At 37.9% G+C, this 15,161-nt stretch carries 11 protein-coding genes and 1 pseudogene; 7 read left to right on the forward strand and 5 right to left on the reverse strand.

The window, feature by feature from the left end; all coding sequences use genetic code 11:
* Nucleotides 1-169 (forward strand): annotated as a pseudogene (locus tag ACWIUO_RS05415) (IS1595 family transposase); the annotation flags it as partial.
* A gap of 110 nt (nucleotides 170-279) precedes the next feature.
* Here the strand turns inward: ACWIUO_RS05415 and ACWIUO_RS05420 are convergent.
* A complete protein-coding gene (locus ACWIUO_RS05420) occupies nucleotides 280-2,295 on the reverse strand; it encodes a hypothetical protein (protein WP_454176896.1) in 2,016 nt (671 codons plus the stop codon).
* Between ACWIUO_RS05420 and ACWIUO_RS05425 the strand changes: the two genes are divergently transcribed.
* Together ACWIUO_RS05425 and cysK are read left to right on the forward strand one after the other, a co-directional pair.
* Nucleotides 2,288-2,566 (forward strand): hypothetical protein, encoded by a 279-nt coding sequence (locus ACWIUO_RS05425; RefSeq protein WP_454176897.1) that lies wholly within the window; start codon nucleotides 2,288-2,290, stop codon nucleotides 2,564-2,566. The genes ACWIUO_RS05420 and ACWIUO_RS05425 overlap by 8 nt on opposite strands.
* Before the next feature lie 90 nt (nucleotides 2,567-2,656).
* A complete protein-coding gene (gene cysK, locus ACWIUO_RS05430; RefSeq protein ID WP_454176898.1) occupies nucleotides 2,657-3,571 on the forward strand; it encodes a cysteine synthase A in 915 nt (304 codons plus the stop codon).
* 506 nt (nucleotides 3,572-4,077) lie between these two features.
* Here the strand turns inward: cysK and ACWIUO_RS05435 are convergent.
* Both ACWIUO_RS05435 and ACWIUO_RS05440 read right to left on the reverse strand, forming a co-directional pair.
* Entirely contained in the window at nucleotides 4,078-4,644 is a 567-nt protein-coding gene (locus ACWIUO_RS05435; protein ID WP_454176899.1) for a hypothetical protein, read from the reverse strand.
* A 179-nt stretch (nucleotides 4,645-4,823) separates the two neighbouring features.
* A complete protein-coding gene (locus tag ACWIUO_RS05440; RefSeq protein WP_454176900.1) occupies nucleotides 4,824-5,714 on the reverse strand; it encodes a hypothetical protein in 891 nt (296 codons plus the stop codon).
* A 198-nt stretch (nucleotides 5,715-5,912) separates the two neighbouring features.
* Between ACWIUO_RS05440 and ACWIUO_RS05445 the strand changes: the two genes are divergently transcribed.
* The 3 genes from ACWIUO_RS05445 to ACWIUO_RS05455 all read left to right on the forward strand — a co-directional run bounded on the left by ACWIUO_RS05445 (nucleotide 5,913) and on the right by ACWIUO_RS05455 (nucleotide 12,009).
* Nucleotides 5,913-9,431 carry a UvrD-helicase domain-containing protein gene (locus tag ACWIUO_RS05445; protein WP_454176901.1) on the forward strand — a complete coding sequence of 1,173 codons (3,519 nt, stop codon included), beginning with the start codon at nucleotides 5,913-5,915 and terminating at the stop codon, nucleotides 9,429-9,431.
* An 81-nt stretch (nucleotides 9,432-9,512) separates the two neighbouring features.
* Nucleotides 9,513-11,330: a sensor histidine kinase gene (locus tag ACWIUO_RS05450; protein ID WP_454176902.1), complete on the forward strand. Its 1,818-nt coding sequence runs from the start codon at nucleotides 9,513-9,515 to the stop codon at nucleotides 11,328-11,330.
* A 28-nt stretch (nucleotides 11,331-11,358) separates the two neighbouring features.
* Nucleotides 11,359-12,009 carry a response regulator gene (locus ACWIUO_RS05455; RefSeq protein WP_454176903.1) on the forward strand — a complete coding sequence of 217 codons (651 nt, stop codon included), beginning with the start codon at nucleotides 11,359-11,361 and terminating at the stop codon, nucleotides 12,007-12,009.
* 423 nt (nucleotides 12,010-12,432) lie between these two features.
* Here the strand turns inward: ACWIUO_RS05455 and ACWIUO_RS05460 are convergent, their stop codons facing one another.
* A complete protein-coding gene (locus ACWIUO_RS05460; RefSeq protein ID WP_454176904.1) occupies nucleotides 12,433-12,837 on the reverse strand; it encodes a hypothetical protein in 405 nt (134 codons plus the stop codon).
* Nucleotides 12,838-13,158: 321 nt separating this feature from the next.
* On the opposite strand from ACWIUO_RS05460, the gene ACWIUO_RS05465 reads away from it, so the two are divergent.
* On the forward strand, nucleotides 13,159-13,281 hold the full coding sequence (locus tag ACWIUO_RS05465; protein ID WP_454176905.1) for a hypothetical protein: 123 nt from the start codon (nucleotides 13,159-13,161) through the stop codon (nucleotides 13,279-13,281).
* A gap of 327 nt (nucleotides 13,282-13,608) precedes the next feature.
* On the opposite strand, the gene dnaB is transcribed toward ACWIUO_RS05465, so the two are convergent.
* Complete coding sequence (dnaB, locus tag ACWIUO_RS05470) at nucleotides 13,609-15,111, reverse strand: replicative DNA helicase (RefSeq protein WP_454176906.1); 1,503 nt, start codon at nucleotides 15,109-15,111, stop codon at nucleotides 13,609-13,611.
* Nucleotides 15,112-15,161 lie beyond the last annotated feature (50 nt).

Genomic DNA, 15,161 nt, shown 5'->3' on the forward strand with positions numbered 1-15,161 from the left:
GGGGATATGCCAAACATAGACTTGCTAAATTCAAAGGAATCAAAAAAGAGAATTTTATGCTTCATCTAAAAGAGACAGAATTGATGTAGCCATAACCAAAAATCAAGGACAAGATTTGTATAAAATCTTGCTAAAAATGATAAGAAATAATCCGCTTAAGTTGTCTTGAGCTATTTTTGTTGCGCTTTTACGCGTTTAGGCAAAATGTGGTTTTGTTTTATCGTTTATAAAATCCCTGCTAGCGCGACAAATAACACGCTAATTTTTGCAATATTTTGTTTATTTTTCATTTTTTTCAAACAAATAAAAATACCCATACCAATCGTTTTGCATCGCACTTTGTGTGTATCCCAAAGGCGTGTAAAATGGCTTCTCACCGATAAAATAAAACGCTTCCAAACCACGCATTTTTTCTTTCACTCGCACAAAATCTGGCTCGACAATGTAGCGTTGCGTATCATCAAATGCAAATACAAACGCACCTTGTTGCCACGAGAATGTCGGTAAATGCACGATTACAGGAATGTGCGGATTTTGCGCAAAAATAAATGGCTCTTTATACAAATATTTCACATTATAATTTATAAACAAACTTGCCACAAAGCACACGCCAAAAACCCCTTGCAAAATAGGCTTTTTAAGGGCATTTAGCACCAAAATCACGCCAAAATACAAAAAAGCAAAAACGCTCATCACATAGCGCAAATCCTTATACGGCGCGACAAAAAACACCAAACAAAACCAAAAAAAAGCCACTACAAAAATCCCAAACAAAAATGTAGTGTTTTTGGATTTTATGTTAGATTCTCTAAATTCGCTAGATTCGCGCTCAAAGTTAGATTCGCACACCAAATCGCTACTAAAATCTTTGCTCCACGCGATTTTTGCGTATTGCCAAAAAAGAATTATTAAAAAACAAAATCCAAGCAATGCCACATAATATCGCCAAAGCGCATTTAGTAACGGCGTAAAATCCACGCGGTAGCTTAAAACGCCAAGCGTTTTGTTTGCTTCATCGCCCAAAATCGCCCTTAAATTTTGCGTGGTGGTAAAATCTATGTAGCGATTTTTGATTTGCGTGATTGTGATTTTGCTAGAATCTAGCGCATTATCCCACGCGATAGATTCTAGTATGAGATTGCTTGCCGTTTTTGAGCGAGCGTGTAAGATTTTGTTTGTATAAAAAATCTTGCCCGTGTAGGCAAAAGCCCCAGAATCTGTCATAATGGGAGTTAGCGATTCTAGTTTTATTTGCGCATTTTGCGTGCTATCTTTGGCAATATCAATTAGCATAAATGCCACGATATAGGCAAAAATCATAAGCGCGCTTAAAGCGATAAAAATCTTTTTTTGCATTTTAAATCTAATATGTTTTCGTGCTAAAAATAGCGCGACTCCACACGCCACACAAACAATCACAAATCCATACGCATTGCAAAAATGCGTTTGCAAAATCTCCACTCCCACCTTAAAACTACTAGCTAGATTTTGCCAAAAATTATCAAGTAGTAGCTTTTGGGTGCTCTCTTTTGCACGGTAGCCACCAAAAAGTGAGCTAAAATAGCCCAAGTATAAAATCTGCGTAATGACAAAAGAGCCAAGCACCACAAGGCTTAAAGGAAGGATATTTTTGCGCGAAATAAACGCCAAAAATATAAACACAAATGCGATAAAAAATAGCGAAAAATAATGCGACAAACACAAAAGCGCGGTGGCAAAAATAAACCAAATAAAGAAAAGTTTATGCTTTGAAAAAGCCTCTTTTGCGCTTCTAAAATCTAGCTTATAAAACACAAAACAATTTAGCACAAACACCATCAAAAGCATTTCTTGCAGGGCATAGGGGCGCATAAAAATTGTATTTGTAACGCTTGCAGAATTTATAAATGCAAATGCCAAAAATAGCGAGACAAAAAGATTTGTCCGTGAAAAAATCTTTGTCATCAAAATAAAACTAACATAAAATCCAAGCACAAAAAATACGATATTTAGCCCGATTCCACGCGCTTTTAGCCACGCAAAATTGCCACTTTTGACATCGAAATTCCACGCACGAAGTAAAGAATAATACAAATTTGAGTGCGGATTGTCGCCATAATTATTTTTCCATAGCTCTTTTAAGTCGTGCCACAAATCGCTTATAGAATTATCATCAAAATAGATTCGCTCTTTTAGCTCTTTGCCAAAGTATGTGCCACTATCAAATTGCGGTATCCAATGCCCCGTGCTAATAGCGATAGACAAACTCTCATCGATATGAAATCCACTTTTTTGATAAGCAAAACCGATGCGCAAAAATAGTGCGACTAAAAATACCAAAATGCTTAAAGATAGGATAATGTGGCGTTTGTGCCTCGCTAGAAAGTCCGCGCTACGAGAGAGAGTAAAGCAGAATCTACATTATTTGTGTTTTGTGTTTTTGTATCCATTTTGTTGCCTTGCTTTTTTGGGTTGTTTTTGGGTTGTTTTGGATTGTAAAAAAACTGCGATTATAACAAAAAAAACGCACGACTTCAAAACAAAACAAACAAAAACTACCACAGCAAAAATCTATGACAAAATCTAGCAAAATCTATTAAAATTTATATGCTACACTTGAAAAGGCTTTGACAAATCTACAAAAGTCAAAGTATAAAAACGACAAAAAGGAGACACAATGTCAAGCAAAGTCTATGAAAATATCACCGACATTATCGGCAAAACACCAATCATAAGCCTAAAGCAAATCGCGCCAAACCTCTATGGCAAGTGCGAGTTTCTAAACCCTAGCCATTCGGTCAAAGACAGGGCGGCGTATGCGATGATAGATGAGGCACTAAAAAGTGGCAAGATAAACCAAGACACCACCATCGTAGAATGCACAAGTGGCAATATGGGGATTAGCCTAGCGATGATTTGCGCGAGCTTGGGGCTAAAGATAATCCTCACAATGCCAGAATCTATGAGTATCGAGCGGAGGAAAATGGTGCAACTCTTTGGCGCGAAACTCGAGCTAACGCCTGCTAGCGAGGGAATGAAAGGCGCACTTAATAAGGCAAATGAGATTTTAGCCAATACGCCAAATGCCTTTATGCCAAGCCAATTTAGCAATCTCGCCAACAAAGAAATGCACAAAAGAACCACTGCGGTTGAGATTTGGGAGAGCTTTGGGGCGAATTTAGATTATTTTGTCGCGGGATTTGGCACAGGCGGGACGATAAGCGGTGTGGGCGAAGTGCTCAAAGAAAAAAACCCAAATATCAAAATCATCGGCGTAGAGCCCGCTGCTTCGCCACTGCTTAGCAAGGGACAAGCAGGCGGGCATAAGATTCAAGGCATTGGCGCGAACTTTATCCCTGAGATTTTAAATCGCAGTGTGATAGATGAAATCGCGTGCGTGGAGAACGATGACGCTATCGCTATGGCGCAAAGGCTTGGCAAAATCGGCATAATGGTGGGAATCTCAAGCGGTGCGAATGTGAGCGCAGCTCTCAAAATCGCACGAGAGCACAGCGATAAAACGATTTTAACCGTGCTAAATGACACCGCCGAGCGATATTTAAGCACGGATTTGTTTAATACTTTGGCTTAATACGCTGGTTTGATGCTTTGTGAGGTTGGATTTTATATTTGCAAAAAGAGGGGGCATAAATGGGGGGCAAGGATTTTGCGTAAGGTAGCAGTGGTTTTTGTCTTGGAGGGGGGGGGGGGAATCTTAAAACCTAATCAAAATCTATAAAGTTTTTAGAATGGATTTTGTGAAAAACTTTGCTAGGGCAATGGCAAAAATGCTAGTTAAAGATTTTAATAAATGTTTGGCAAGATTTTTCACAAAGATTCTAACCATAATTAGATTTTATAGATTTTAGATTTTGCAGATTTCGTATTTGCAAGATTTGGCAATCATTTTATGAGCCTTGTTTTATTGTTAGATTTTGCAAAATCTTTTCACGGATTTTTTTGCTAATTCTAGCGATTTTAGACTATTTTTAGCTATTTTGAGCTATTTTAGTGTGGCTTCCTCATATTCTTTAGCCGTTTTTTCAAACTCACCCACCGCTTTTTCATACTCATTTGTCAATGTTTCAAACTCGCTTATCAAAGTCGTAGCTTTTTTTTTACTGTGTTTTCATATTCGTTTATGATTGCTTCAAATTTGCTTAGTGCGACACTATTACCCTCTTTTGCTTTTGCATAATTGCCCTCTATCTTGTCTTTGATAGCTTTTGCCCTATTTAGCTCCGCGCTAGCCTTGCTTGCTATCGTCCTAGCATCATCGCTTATTTCCATCACTTTAAAAGTCGCGCTCATATATTCGCCCTCTTTTGCCTGTGCGTTTGCGGAGGTTTGCTTACTTGCTTTTGTGGCTATGGCTTTTTTTGCCGCTGCTATGGCTTTGTTTTTAGCGTTATCAGCCCTAGTTTTGATAGTCTTTGTTTTTTCTAAAATCGCTTCTATGTTGTTTAGGTTTGTTTTGTAGTCATTTTGCACGCTGACATATTTGGATTCTAAAGCGTCAAATCTGCTATTTTCACCCTTGCTAGTTTCGGCATTGCCAATATTTGGAATCCCTAGACAACATATCGCTACAAACAAAATAGCCACAAACAAACTACCGACAAAACCACTACGAAATCTATAAGATTTTAGCGCGAATTTTTTCATTTTTTATCCTTGTAAAAATTTTGTAAAAACACCATTTGCAAAAACGCCATTTGTAAAACATTATGTATGACAAATGCGCTTGCCAAAAATATGTGGCAAGCAGGCATTTGCAAGCCACAAGTTAGATTCTCAACCAAACCCCCCAAAATCGCTTTTTAAAACAAACCCCAAAATCTAGCCTAAAAAATAAACGCCACAAAAAGTTGGAATTTATCATACGCAATATCATAGGCATCTCGCCCTCTTGCGTGGGTTATGATTTGTGTAGAAGTGATACCATTTGCTTCAGCGGCTACATCGGGTTTTGTGTCGTTTTTGCGGTTTGTCATATCGCCGTGAAAGTAGCGAAAACCGATATTTATCACATTGCTTAGCTTATATCCAAGCCCCGCCCCATAGATAATCCCATCATAGCTTGTCTCCACTCTAGGAAATGCCCCGCTTCCTTGCGCGTTTGCCACAGGGTAAATATCATTCATAAATAGCCAGCCATAGCCCACAAGCCCCGTTAGATAAAATCCGCTTTTTTCTATTCCTATCATCACAGGTATTTCGCTCCCCCAGCCCAAGATTCCATCATAATCTTTTTGCTGAAATCCTCTATGGTCGCTTAAAATATTAGACTTGCCATTAGCTTTTAGGTAGATAGGGAAATTTACCCCCGCACCAGCGATGAAGCTAACTCCACCTTTTGTGCTATCAATCGTGCGCAAATATACATTATATCCCAAATCCACAGCCCAATAAGTCGCACTGCCAAGCATACTATAAGAGCCACCCACAGCACCTTCGTTAAATATATACCAACGCCGTTCTGAATTCCTAGAATTTGCTTTTGAGCCAGAGACGATTGAGCCGCTTGCAAATCGGCTTGTAAATTTGCTTTGATTGCTTTGCAGATTTTTATAGTTATTGCTTGCTTTTTGCTTGTTGGTCGCAGCTTGCGCGGTGCTAAAAACCCCTGCAAATCCACAAAATCCCACAACAAACGCCAAAACTAGCAACAAAGAATTAACCCTGCGAATGCCACTCATCTTTTTTACCATTTGGAAAGTCATTTCATACTTCATTTTCCATCTCCTTTTAAGGAATTTTTGCTATGATACCACATCGGCAATAATGCAAAATCAATAAATAATCAAGTATTTTTTCATTGATTTTGTATTATTTTTGCTTTTATTTTGCATTCTTTTTGCATTGCAAAATGTCGCTAAAAAGTTGCAATATCGCAACAAGCTACAAAATCACAAAAAGGCAGTTTGGATTCTATGATTTCGCACGATTTAGACGCTAACAACCCTAGACATTCCCCTAGATATTCCCCTAAAAATTCCTCGCAAATCCCGCAAGATTTGCAAAATCCACAAGCTTTGCAAAATCCCCTTGCGCATTGTTTTTTGGCACTCAAAGCCTCCGCAGGCAGTGGCAAGACTTTTAGCCTTGCTTTGCGCTATATATGGCTACTTTTTGGCGGGGCAAAACCTAGCGAGATTTTAGCCCTAACTTTTACCAACAAAGCCACAAAAGAAATGCAAGAACGCGTGAAAAACGCCCTAAAAGAGCTTGCAAATCCCATTGCAAACGAGGCTTCGCCATTTATGAGCGCGCTTGAAAATCTAGGACTTAGCAAGCAAGAAATCCGCGCAAAATCTCCTAAAATCTATAAAGAATTTTTAGATTCCACGCCCAAAATCTGCACCATTGATTCGTTTTTTAATTTAATCTTGCATAAATTTTGCTGGTATGTGGGGCTTAGCCAAGATTATCAAATCGGTGAAAATATCGATGAAAACGAACTTTTTGAGGAATTTTTAGCCACGCTAGAAAAAAACTACACAAAATCTACGCAAATCTTAAATGCTAATGCGGATTTTACAAATTTGCCACGCACAAACGCTAAAAATCTTGCAAGTACCCAAAATCTATCAAGCGCGTTTTATCAGCTTGTGCGATTTTGCTTTGATTTTGATATAGATTTTACTTCGGTTATGAGGCATTTGCAAGCGTGGCACAATGACAAAATCCACTTTAATAAGGCATTTTTAGAGAGATTAAAATCTTGCCCCATAGATGATACAAAAACCCAAATTGGCAAATGTGAATCTAGCATTTTATCCACGCTTAAACTAATGCAAGAGATTTTGCAAAAAGGCGGAGTATCCACTAGCGGTGCAAGCGCGCTAAAAGCCTCAAATATGGCAGAATTTATGAAAAAAGAATGGACTTTTTTAGCTAAAGATGAGCCAAATCAATATTCTTTTTTTAGCAAAACATTAAAAAATGAGAATCTAAACGCAGAATTTCGCCCGCTTTTTTTTGAGCTAAAAGAGAATCTAAAGCAGTATTTTTTGCTAAAAGAACAAGTGATTTTCGCAGAATTTGCGATGATTTTAGAAGCGTTTGGCAAGGCGCAAAATGCGACTTTGCAAGCAAGCAAAAAGCTAAGTTTTGAATCTTGCGCGCTAAAAGTGTATGAGTTGTTGATTTTGGGGGAAAACTTACACAAAGACACAGGCGGAATCGACCCGCAGTTTTTTTATTTTCGTATGGATAATGCTATTAGCCATATTTTGATTGATGAGTTTCAAGATACAAGCCCTATGCAATATGCGATTTTAGAGCCACTCATTGATGAGATTTACGCAGGGAGGGGCAGGGATATAAAAAATCTAGCAGATAGTAGCGAGGGCAATAGAAGTGTGTTTTTTGTGGGGGATTCTAAGCAGTGCATTTATGGGTTTCGGGGGAGTGAGGCTAGATTTTTTGATGAGATTATCGCTCATTCGCCACTGCATACGCACAATCTCCCGCATAACTATCGTAGCCAAAAAACTATCATTGATTTTGTAAATGCGTGTTTTGCGCAAATATTTGGCGATGAAAAATACCAAAATCAATCCTTGCCAAACCCCACGCAAAACGCACAAAATAAACATACTAACCCAAAATCTTTTGTATGCGTGGTGCAAGAAACTCCGCTCACAAAAACAGCTAACATAGAATCTAGCCCAAAATCCATAGAATCTAAAAAAGATTTTAGCCACGATAGCAAGACTCAAAATCCCCAAAATAAAACGCAAGATGAAACACAAAATGAAGCGCAAAATGAAGTAATAAAAAAAGTTTTAGATAGCATTCAAACGCTTTTAATGCTTGGTATAAATCCAAATGATATTGCGATTTTGTGCTTTAAAAATGATGATATTTTTAGCATTAACGAGGCGATAAAACAGCGATTTGATGGCATAAAAACCACCCCTGAAATCAAATCTGCGTTTATCCAAAAACCAAGCGTTAGATTTATCCTAAGCGCGTTAAAATTTCTTGATATGCAAAATCACAATGCGACAAATAGTGAGCAAACACCGCGCGATAAATCGTTTCAAAAAACAAGCGATTTTTATATTTATGAATGTCTAAAAATCGCGGGCAAAAAGGCATTTGATACGCAAAAAAGAGAACAGATAGTAGAATCTTTTAAAGAAAGTCTAAAAGAATGCCTAAACAAATCAACAAAAGATTTTAAAAATGAAAAAATAGCGAAAATTGGGAGCGAGACGCCACCAAAAGAGGCAATTTATAAGCCTAGCAAATGTATCTTAGAAATCATAAAATCCTTTAAAATCTATGATAAAAATGCCCAAAAACTACTTGAAGTAAGCCTAGAAAAAAAGGGCGAAAATCTTAGTGAGTTTATCGCTAGGGCAGAATCCCAAAGCATCACTTCGCCCAAAGAAAATCAAGTAGGGCTTAGGATTTTAACCATTCACGGGGCTAAAGGGCTAGAATTTCCATACATAATCTTGGCTGATAGACTTGGTGGAGAATCAACAAATAACAAGCAATTTATTTTTGATAAAGCCATTTATTTTGCGACAAATCAAAAGCAAAGAAAGATTGTGGATAGCGAGTTTGCCTCTGCGCTAGAATCTAGCCAAAAGCTAGAAGAAATCGAAAAGCAAAATGTGCTTTATGTGGCTTGCACGAGGGCAAAAAATGGGCTTATCATAGCCCCTAAAAGCGAGCGATATAAAACAGGCGACAAAGAGGGGCAATCAAAAAGCGCGTTTAGCCCGATTTTAGAAGCGATAGAAACGGCATTTTTTGCAGAGCATTTTAGCAATCTAAGCACGCTACAACAACTACAACAAATCGCTATGCAAAATCCAAACCCCCTCCCACAAAGCACGCAAAATCCACAATCCACACAGCCAAAAATCCTATCCCAAAAACCATTTGGCACACAAATCCAAACGCTAAAAAATACGCCCCCCAAAAATATCTCTCCAAACGCAGCAAATATGCGCTTTGGCGAGGCTTTGCACTTGGCGCTAGAATACGCGCTAGGTTTTGGGACAAAAAAAGAGATTTTAGCCTCACTTTTGCAAAATCATTTTGGAGCGCATATTGACATTGCGCATATTTTGAGGCTTGTAGAAAAGACAAAAGAGCAGCTAGATGACTTTTTGCAAAAACAGATTTTGCAAGAGCAAGATTCACAAACACAGATTTTGCAAACACAAATTTTTCAGCAACAAATTTTTCATCAACAAATTTTTGTAGAGATGCCGTTGTTTTTTGAGGGAGAGCTAAAGCGAATCGACTTGCTAGCGCAGCATAAAAATAAAATATTTATACTTGATTACAAAAGTGGGATAAATTCTAAAGAAGAGCATAAAAAGCAGGTAAATGGCTACATAGACGCGCTAAAAACGCTTTATAAAGACTATGAAATCAATGGCTATGTAGCCTATATCCGCGATAATATGGTATGGGAAAAATGCTAGTTTAAGCCATATTTTACGCAAAAAATATATCGCAAAACCATAGCAAAATCTACATTTTACAAAATCTAAAAAAGGACAAAAATGGCGTTTATCAATTTCACTCTCATACCATTAAAACGACAAACAAAGATTTTGTTATTGCTTATTGCGTTTGGTTTTGGGCTTATTTCGATTATAAGTTTGCTAGCATTAAGCGGGCTAAAAAACGAGTATGACGCAAATATCAGCACGAGGGTGCATAAATCAAAATCTCTTCAAAATATACAAAAATTTTATATTTCCCTACCTGCGTATTCTAGCGCGTATTTGGACGCGCATTTTCAAGCAAAAATCGATTCTTATGAAAATCTACAATCCCAATATGAAAACAACCTCAAAGAATGGCAGACTTATGAGCAAGAGGGGGAGCAAAATGGGATTTTGCACTCATTAAAAACGCTATACCAAAATCTATTTTTTGCCAAATCCCTATCTCAAATGAAAGAAAAAATCGCCCAAAAAAATGAGCTAAAAAACGAACTCTCTATCCTTATAAATCACACAAAACATATCATTATGCAAGAAAATCTACAAGAAAATTTGCAAGAAAAAATGCAAGAGCATTCACAGCCAAATGCCAAAGCAAAATCTAAAACAAATGCCAAAAATCCACAAATCTTTTCGCAAACCCTGCTAACTCACAGCATAGAAGTCAGCAACAAAATCAATGAGATTTTTGAAAAAAATATTGAGATTTTTAGTTTGCAAGATAGTATCACAGATACGATGTATGATAGCACGATGATATTTTTGCTAATCTTTATGCTATTTGTTAGCATTATCACGGTGTATTTTTCAAGCGTGTTTATGGGGTTTATGCGGGGGAAAAATAAGCGACTAGAAAAAATCATTTTGCAAAAAACAAATGAGCTAAAAAAACATAACCAAAATCTACAACAAACCATTAGCGAGCAAATCGAGCAATCGCGCAAAAAAGACCAAATAATGTATCAGCAAGCCCGCTTTGCAGCGATGGGGGAAATGATACAAAATATCGCGCACCAATGGCGACAACCGCTAAATTCACTCATTATCCTTATCCAAAATTTTAAGCTAAAATTTGATAATGGCACTTTGAGCCAACACATTGTCGAAACGCAGACAAAAGACGCGCTAAAAATCGCAAATAATATGTCTGATACGATTGAGAATTTTCGCAATTTTTTTCAGCCACATCATAAAAAAAAGAATTTTTTTATTTGTGCGAGTATTAAGGATTCTATCGCGCTTATAAAGCCGACTTTGGAGCAAAATAATATCCAAGTATTTTTTGAATATGATGAGGATATAGAGATTTTTGGGTATGAAAATGCTTTTAGCCAAATAATCCTAAACATCATAAAAAACGCCCAAGACGCCCTCACGCAATGCGCACTAGGGTTTGAAGCGCAATCTAATAGCGTAGAATCTAATAGCACAGAATCTAATCACAATGATTTTAATGATTTTGGCACAAAATCTAGCCTAGATTCTAGCGCGCAAATATTAAGAGATTCTATCGATTTGCAAGCCCAAAGTGGCATTATCCAAATCACTCTATCGTGCAACGCAAAATGCGCCCTGCCACAAAATAATCCTATAAATCCTAGCACAAAAGGCTGTGCTGAAATCTGCATAATGGATAATGGCGGTGGAATCAAAGTAGCCCAAATGGATAAAATCTTTGAGCCATATTTCACCACCAAGCACAAATCCATAGGCACAGGCATAGGGCTATATATGGCAAAACAAATCATCGAAAAGCAAATGGGTGGGTGTATCGAAGTGGTAAATGATGCGTGGGTGGCTAAAGCCATCAATAAAGAATGTTATGGTGCAAAATTTATGATAAGATTTCCTTTATCAAATGTAGCACATTAGCCATAAATCATCATTTCAAGGGGATAAAATGCAAAATCTAGCGGAGCTAAAACAACTCACATTGCTTTATGTCGAGGATAACGAAGAAGTCGCACGAGTAAGCACGATGGTGCTAGAAGACTACATAGAGCGAATCTTTGTAGCAAAAAATGGCGTAGAAGCCTTAGAGATTTTTGATACCCACCAAATCGATTTAATCCTAAGCGATATTTTGATGCCAAAAATGAATGGGATTGAGTTTGCACGCAAAGTGCGCGAGGGCAAGCACAACACTCAATGCCCAATCATTTTTACCACCGCACACACGGAGGTAAATTACTTGCTTGATGCGATTTCGCTAAGTGTCGATGGATATGTGCTAAAACCTATCAATGTAGCCGAATTATTAGCCACGATGCATAAAGCTATCCTCCCAAAAATCCAAGCCAAAGAAATCGAATCCAAAAATATGCTTTTAAGCGCGATAAATACTTTTGTAGGGGGCAAAAAAATCGAAATTATTAGATTTTTGCTTGAGCATTGTGATGAAGAGGGGATTTTTTATGGGAGTTATGAATACATTATCGAGGAGTTGGGCGTTAGCAAACCTACGATTGTAAAGACATTTCATCAGCTAATGGAAGTGGGATTGTTGGTCAAAATAAGAAACAAAGTCTATAAAATCTGCTTAGAAAAATAGGGATTTTTGGTTTATCATAAATGATTTTGGTTTGCCATAAAAGATTTTGACTTGTCATAAAGGACTTTTTTTTGTAATAAATGATTTTTTTGTCATAAAAGACTTTGACTTTCCATAAAGAACTTTGATTTGTTATAAATGATTTTGGTTTGTCATAAATGATTTTATTTTGTCATATTTGTTTGGGGCAACGCCTTTTTTTTAAGCCCTACTACATTGCGTAGGTGTCTTGCTTTTGTAGGGGTTTTGTTTTTCTGAATGGATTTGCTTTTGTGGAGGTGTTTTGGAGGGTGGATTGGTTTTGTGTAGGTGGTTTTATTTTGTGAAGTGGGATTTTTGTTTCGCAAAGTGTGGGATTTTATTTTTGTGGAGTGGGCGAGATTTTTTGTGAAGTGAGGTGGTTTTTGTTTTGGCTAACGCTTATTAAGCCCTGTTGCATTGCGGGGTGTTTTTTGTGTAGGGGGTTTTTACTTCGGCTAATGCCTCGCAACCCATTGCGTAGAGTTGGCGTTTGTCATTGCAAGATTTTGCATTGCCGACATTGCGAGAATTTTTAATGTCATTGCGAGATTCTACGACCTGAACAAAAATTGCAGATTCGTGGCAATCCAAATCATCGCTTTTTGTCATTGCGAGTTTTTGCGTAGCAAAATCGTGGCAATCTATTTTATTAGGTTTGTAAAAAGCGTGTTTTGCGCTTTGTGAATATAGATTTTGCTTGCGCAACTGCGCCCATTCGCGCTTGTGCGCTGAATCGCTACTTCGTAGCTGTGGGCTTGTGCCGCGCTCACTGCGTTCGCTCGCAATGACGGAATGTTTTGCTGTCATACTGCTATTTTGCAAAACTCGAAGATTCTCTCTTATTGTCATATTGAGCGCAAAATATCTCTACTTACATTTTTAGATTTTGAGATACTTCGGGCTACGCCCTCAGTATGACAAGGATTTTTAGCGTAAGAAAAGTTGCAGTCATTGAAAGAGTTTGCATTTTCGTCATTGCGAGATTCTAGGCTTTGTAAAAAAGCCTAGAATCGTGGCAATCTATCGTCAAAAACCAAAAACACACATTTTGTAAAAACTAACAATAGATTGCCACGCGTTACCCCTGCAACGCTTGCAATGAATAGATGATTCCGCTAATGTTTAAATATGGCAACAATAAAAAATCTAAACCAAAATGAAAAATCTAAAATGGAAAAACTAAGTCCAATAGTCGCACTCCGTCATTGCGAAAAAAACAAGCAAAGCGTAGTTTCTTTAGAAAATCGTTAGATTTTGCGTGGGAATCTAGCGATTTTTATCCTAAACATTGTAGATTTTTGTGAATTTTGGGTAGATTTTGCTTGCAATGCGCTTCAAATATCACAAAACAGATGCTGTCCCTAGATTTTGCCAAAAGCCAACGCACAAAAATAACAAAAAATAACAAAACAACGCAAGAAAACACAAAACAATAAAACAACACAAAAAAAACACAAACAACGCAAAAAACGCAAAAAAAACACAAAAACAATAAACAACAACGCAAAACAACAAAAATAACAAAAAACAAACAAAAACAATAAAAACTTAAAAGCAAAAATCCTAAAAACAAAAATCCTAAATCGGCACGACATCAATGTCATTAGGATTATCTGGCAAATCCATTTTTGTATTGGTGGGTTGATAGGATATTTCCCTCTCGCGCAATACATCTTCAAACCGCACAAACGGCGCGTTAAACTGCACTTTGACTTCATCGATTTCGCCATTGCGATTTTTGGCGATGATGATTTCAGCGGTTTCTATGATATTTTCTTTTTTCTTTTCGTTGCGCTCTTGCTCTAGCTTGCGGATTTCATCTTCGTTTTTGCCATCTTGCTTTGCTTTGGCGATTTTGGCGCGCATAGCCCTATCAGCATAGACAAAATCCCTATACAAAAACAAAATAATATCCGCATCTTGCTCTATCGCCCCGCTCTCACGCAAGTCTGATAGCATAGGTCGTTTATCATCACGCGATTCTAGTGAGCGGTTTAGCTGGGATAAAGCCAAAATAGGGATTTCCAAATCGCGTGCAAGCGTTTTTAGTCCGCGTGAGATTTCGCTTATCTCTTCCTGTCTTGCGCCCTCACCCTTTCTTGTGCTACTTCCGCGCATTAGCTGTAGGTAGTCTATCACGGCAAATTCTACGCTATTATCTTGGCTTTTTAGTTTGCGCAATTTTGAGCGAAGCTGGGCTATGCTTAAATCGCTACTATCATCGATATATAGCGGTTTTTGGGCTATGTCTTGGGCTACGCGGGTAAATTCACTCATCTCATTATCATTCATCTTGCAAACAATCAAATCTTGCAAAGCAATGCTTGCTTGAGATGCAAATATCCTAAACATTAGCTGTTCTGCTGGCATTTCTAGGCTAAATATTGCAGCACCTTTGCCACTATGTAGCACGCTTAGGACAAACGATAAACAAAGCGCGGTTTTCCCCATCGATGGTCTAGCACCTAGCACGATTAGTTCGCCTTTTTTAAATCCCGCAGTGAAGTGATTTAGCTTTGAAAATCCCGTGTTTAGCCCCACAAGCACGGAGTTCCCTCTCTCTTTGCGCTCTTTTATCATATCTAGCGTGCTAGCGACTATCTCTTTGCTATGCCTAAACGCCGTGTCTGTGCCCTGCACTGAAATCTCATAGATTCCCCTCTCTATCTCATCTAAAATATCAATCCCCTTTATCGCGCTCTGGCTTGTCTTGCCCGCGATAAACATAGCAAATTTATTTAGCTGTCGTTTGATAGAGGCGTCTTTGATTTCGTTTATATAGCCTTGAATATTTGCAATCGGCGAAGTAGCGATAATCTCGCTAAATTCCGCTTGAGAGACAAAATGCTCCCCTTGCAACCTTGTGAGGACAAAATCTGGCGTGATAGGAATGCCTTGAGAATGCAAAACCTTGCAAATATCAAAGATTTTGCGATGAGATGGGTGCAAAAAATCATTGCTACTTAACACATCTGCAATTTCGATAAATGCGTCATTGTCAAACAAAATGCTTGCAATGACCGTGCTTTCAATGCTAATGATTTGCGAAGTGGGTTCGTTTTTGTGATTTTGGCTAGGCATTTTTGTCCTTAAAATTTACAAATATTATCATCAATGCCAAAATCTAGCAT

This window comes from Helicobacter sp. T3_23-1056 (genome assembly GCF_053654535.1).

Coding starts and splice junctions, on each gene's coding strand:
- ACWIUO_RS05425 (WP_454176897.1), top strand. CDS start 2,288: ATGCGCAAAAATAGTGCGACTAAAAATACCAAAATGCTTAAAGATAGG.
- cysK (WP_454176898.1), top strand. CDS start 2,657: ATGTCAAGCAAAGTCTATGAAAATATCACCGACATTATCGGCAAAACA.
- ACWIUO_RS05435 (WP_454176899.1), bottom strand. CDS start 4,644: ATGAAAAAATTCGCGCTAAAATCTTATAGATTTCGTAGTGGTTTTGTC.
- ACWIUO_RS05440 (WP_454176900.1), bottom strand. CDS start 5,714: ATGAAGTATGAAATGACTTTCCAAATGGTAAAAAAGATGAGTGGCATT.
- ACWIUO_RS05445 (WP_454176901.1), top strand. CDS start 5,913: ATGATTTCGCACGATTTAGACGCTAACAACCCTAGACATTCCCCTAGA.
- ACWIUO_RS05450 (WP_454176902.1), top strand. CDS start 9,513: ATGGCGTTTATCAATTTCACTCTCATACCATTAAAACGACAAACAAAG.
- ACWIUO_RS05455 (WP_454176903.1), top strand. CDS start 11,359: ATGCAAAATCTAGCGGAGCTAAAACAACTCACATTGCTTTATGTCGAG.
- ACWIUO_RS05460 (WP_454176904.1), bottom strand. CDS start 12,837: ATGACAGCAAAACATTCCGTCATTGCGAGCGAACGCAGTGAGCGCGGC.
- ACWIUO_RS05465 (WP_454176905.1), top strand. CDS start 13,159: ATGGCAACAATAAAAAATCTAAACCAAAATGAAAAATCTAAAATGGAA.
- dnaB (WP_454176906.1), bottom strand. CDS start 15,111: ATGCCTAGCCAAAATCACAAAAACGAACCCACTTCGCAAATCATTAGC.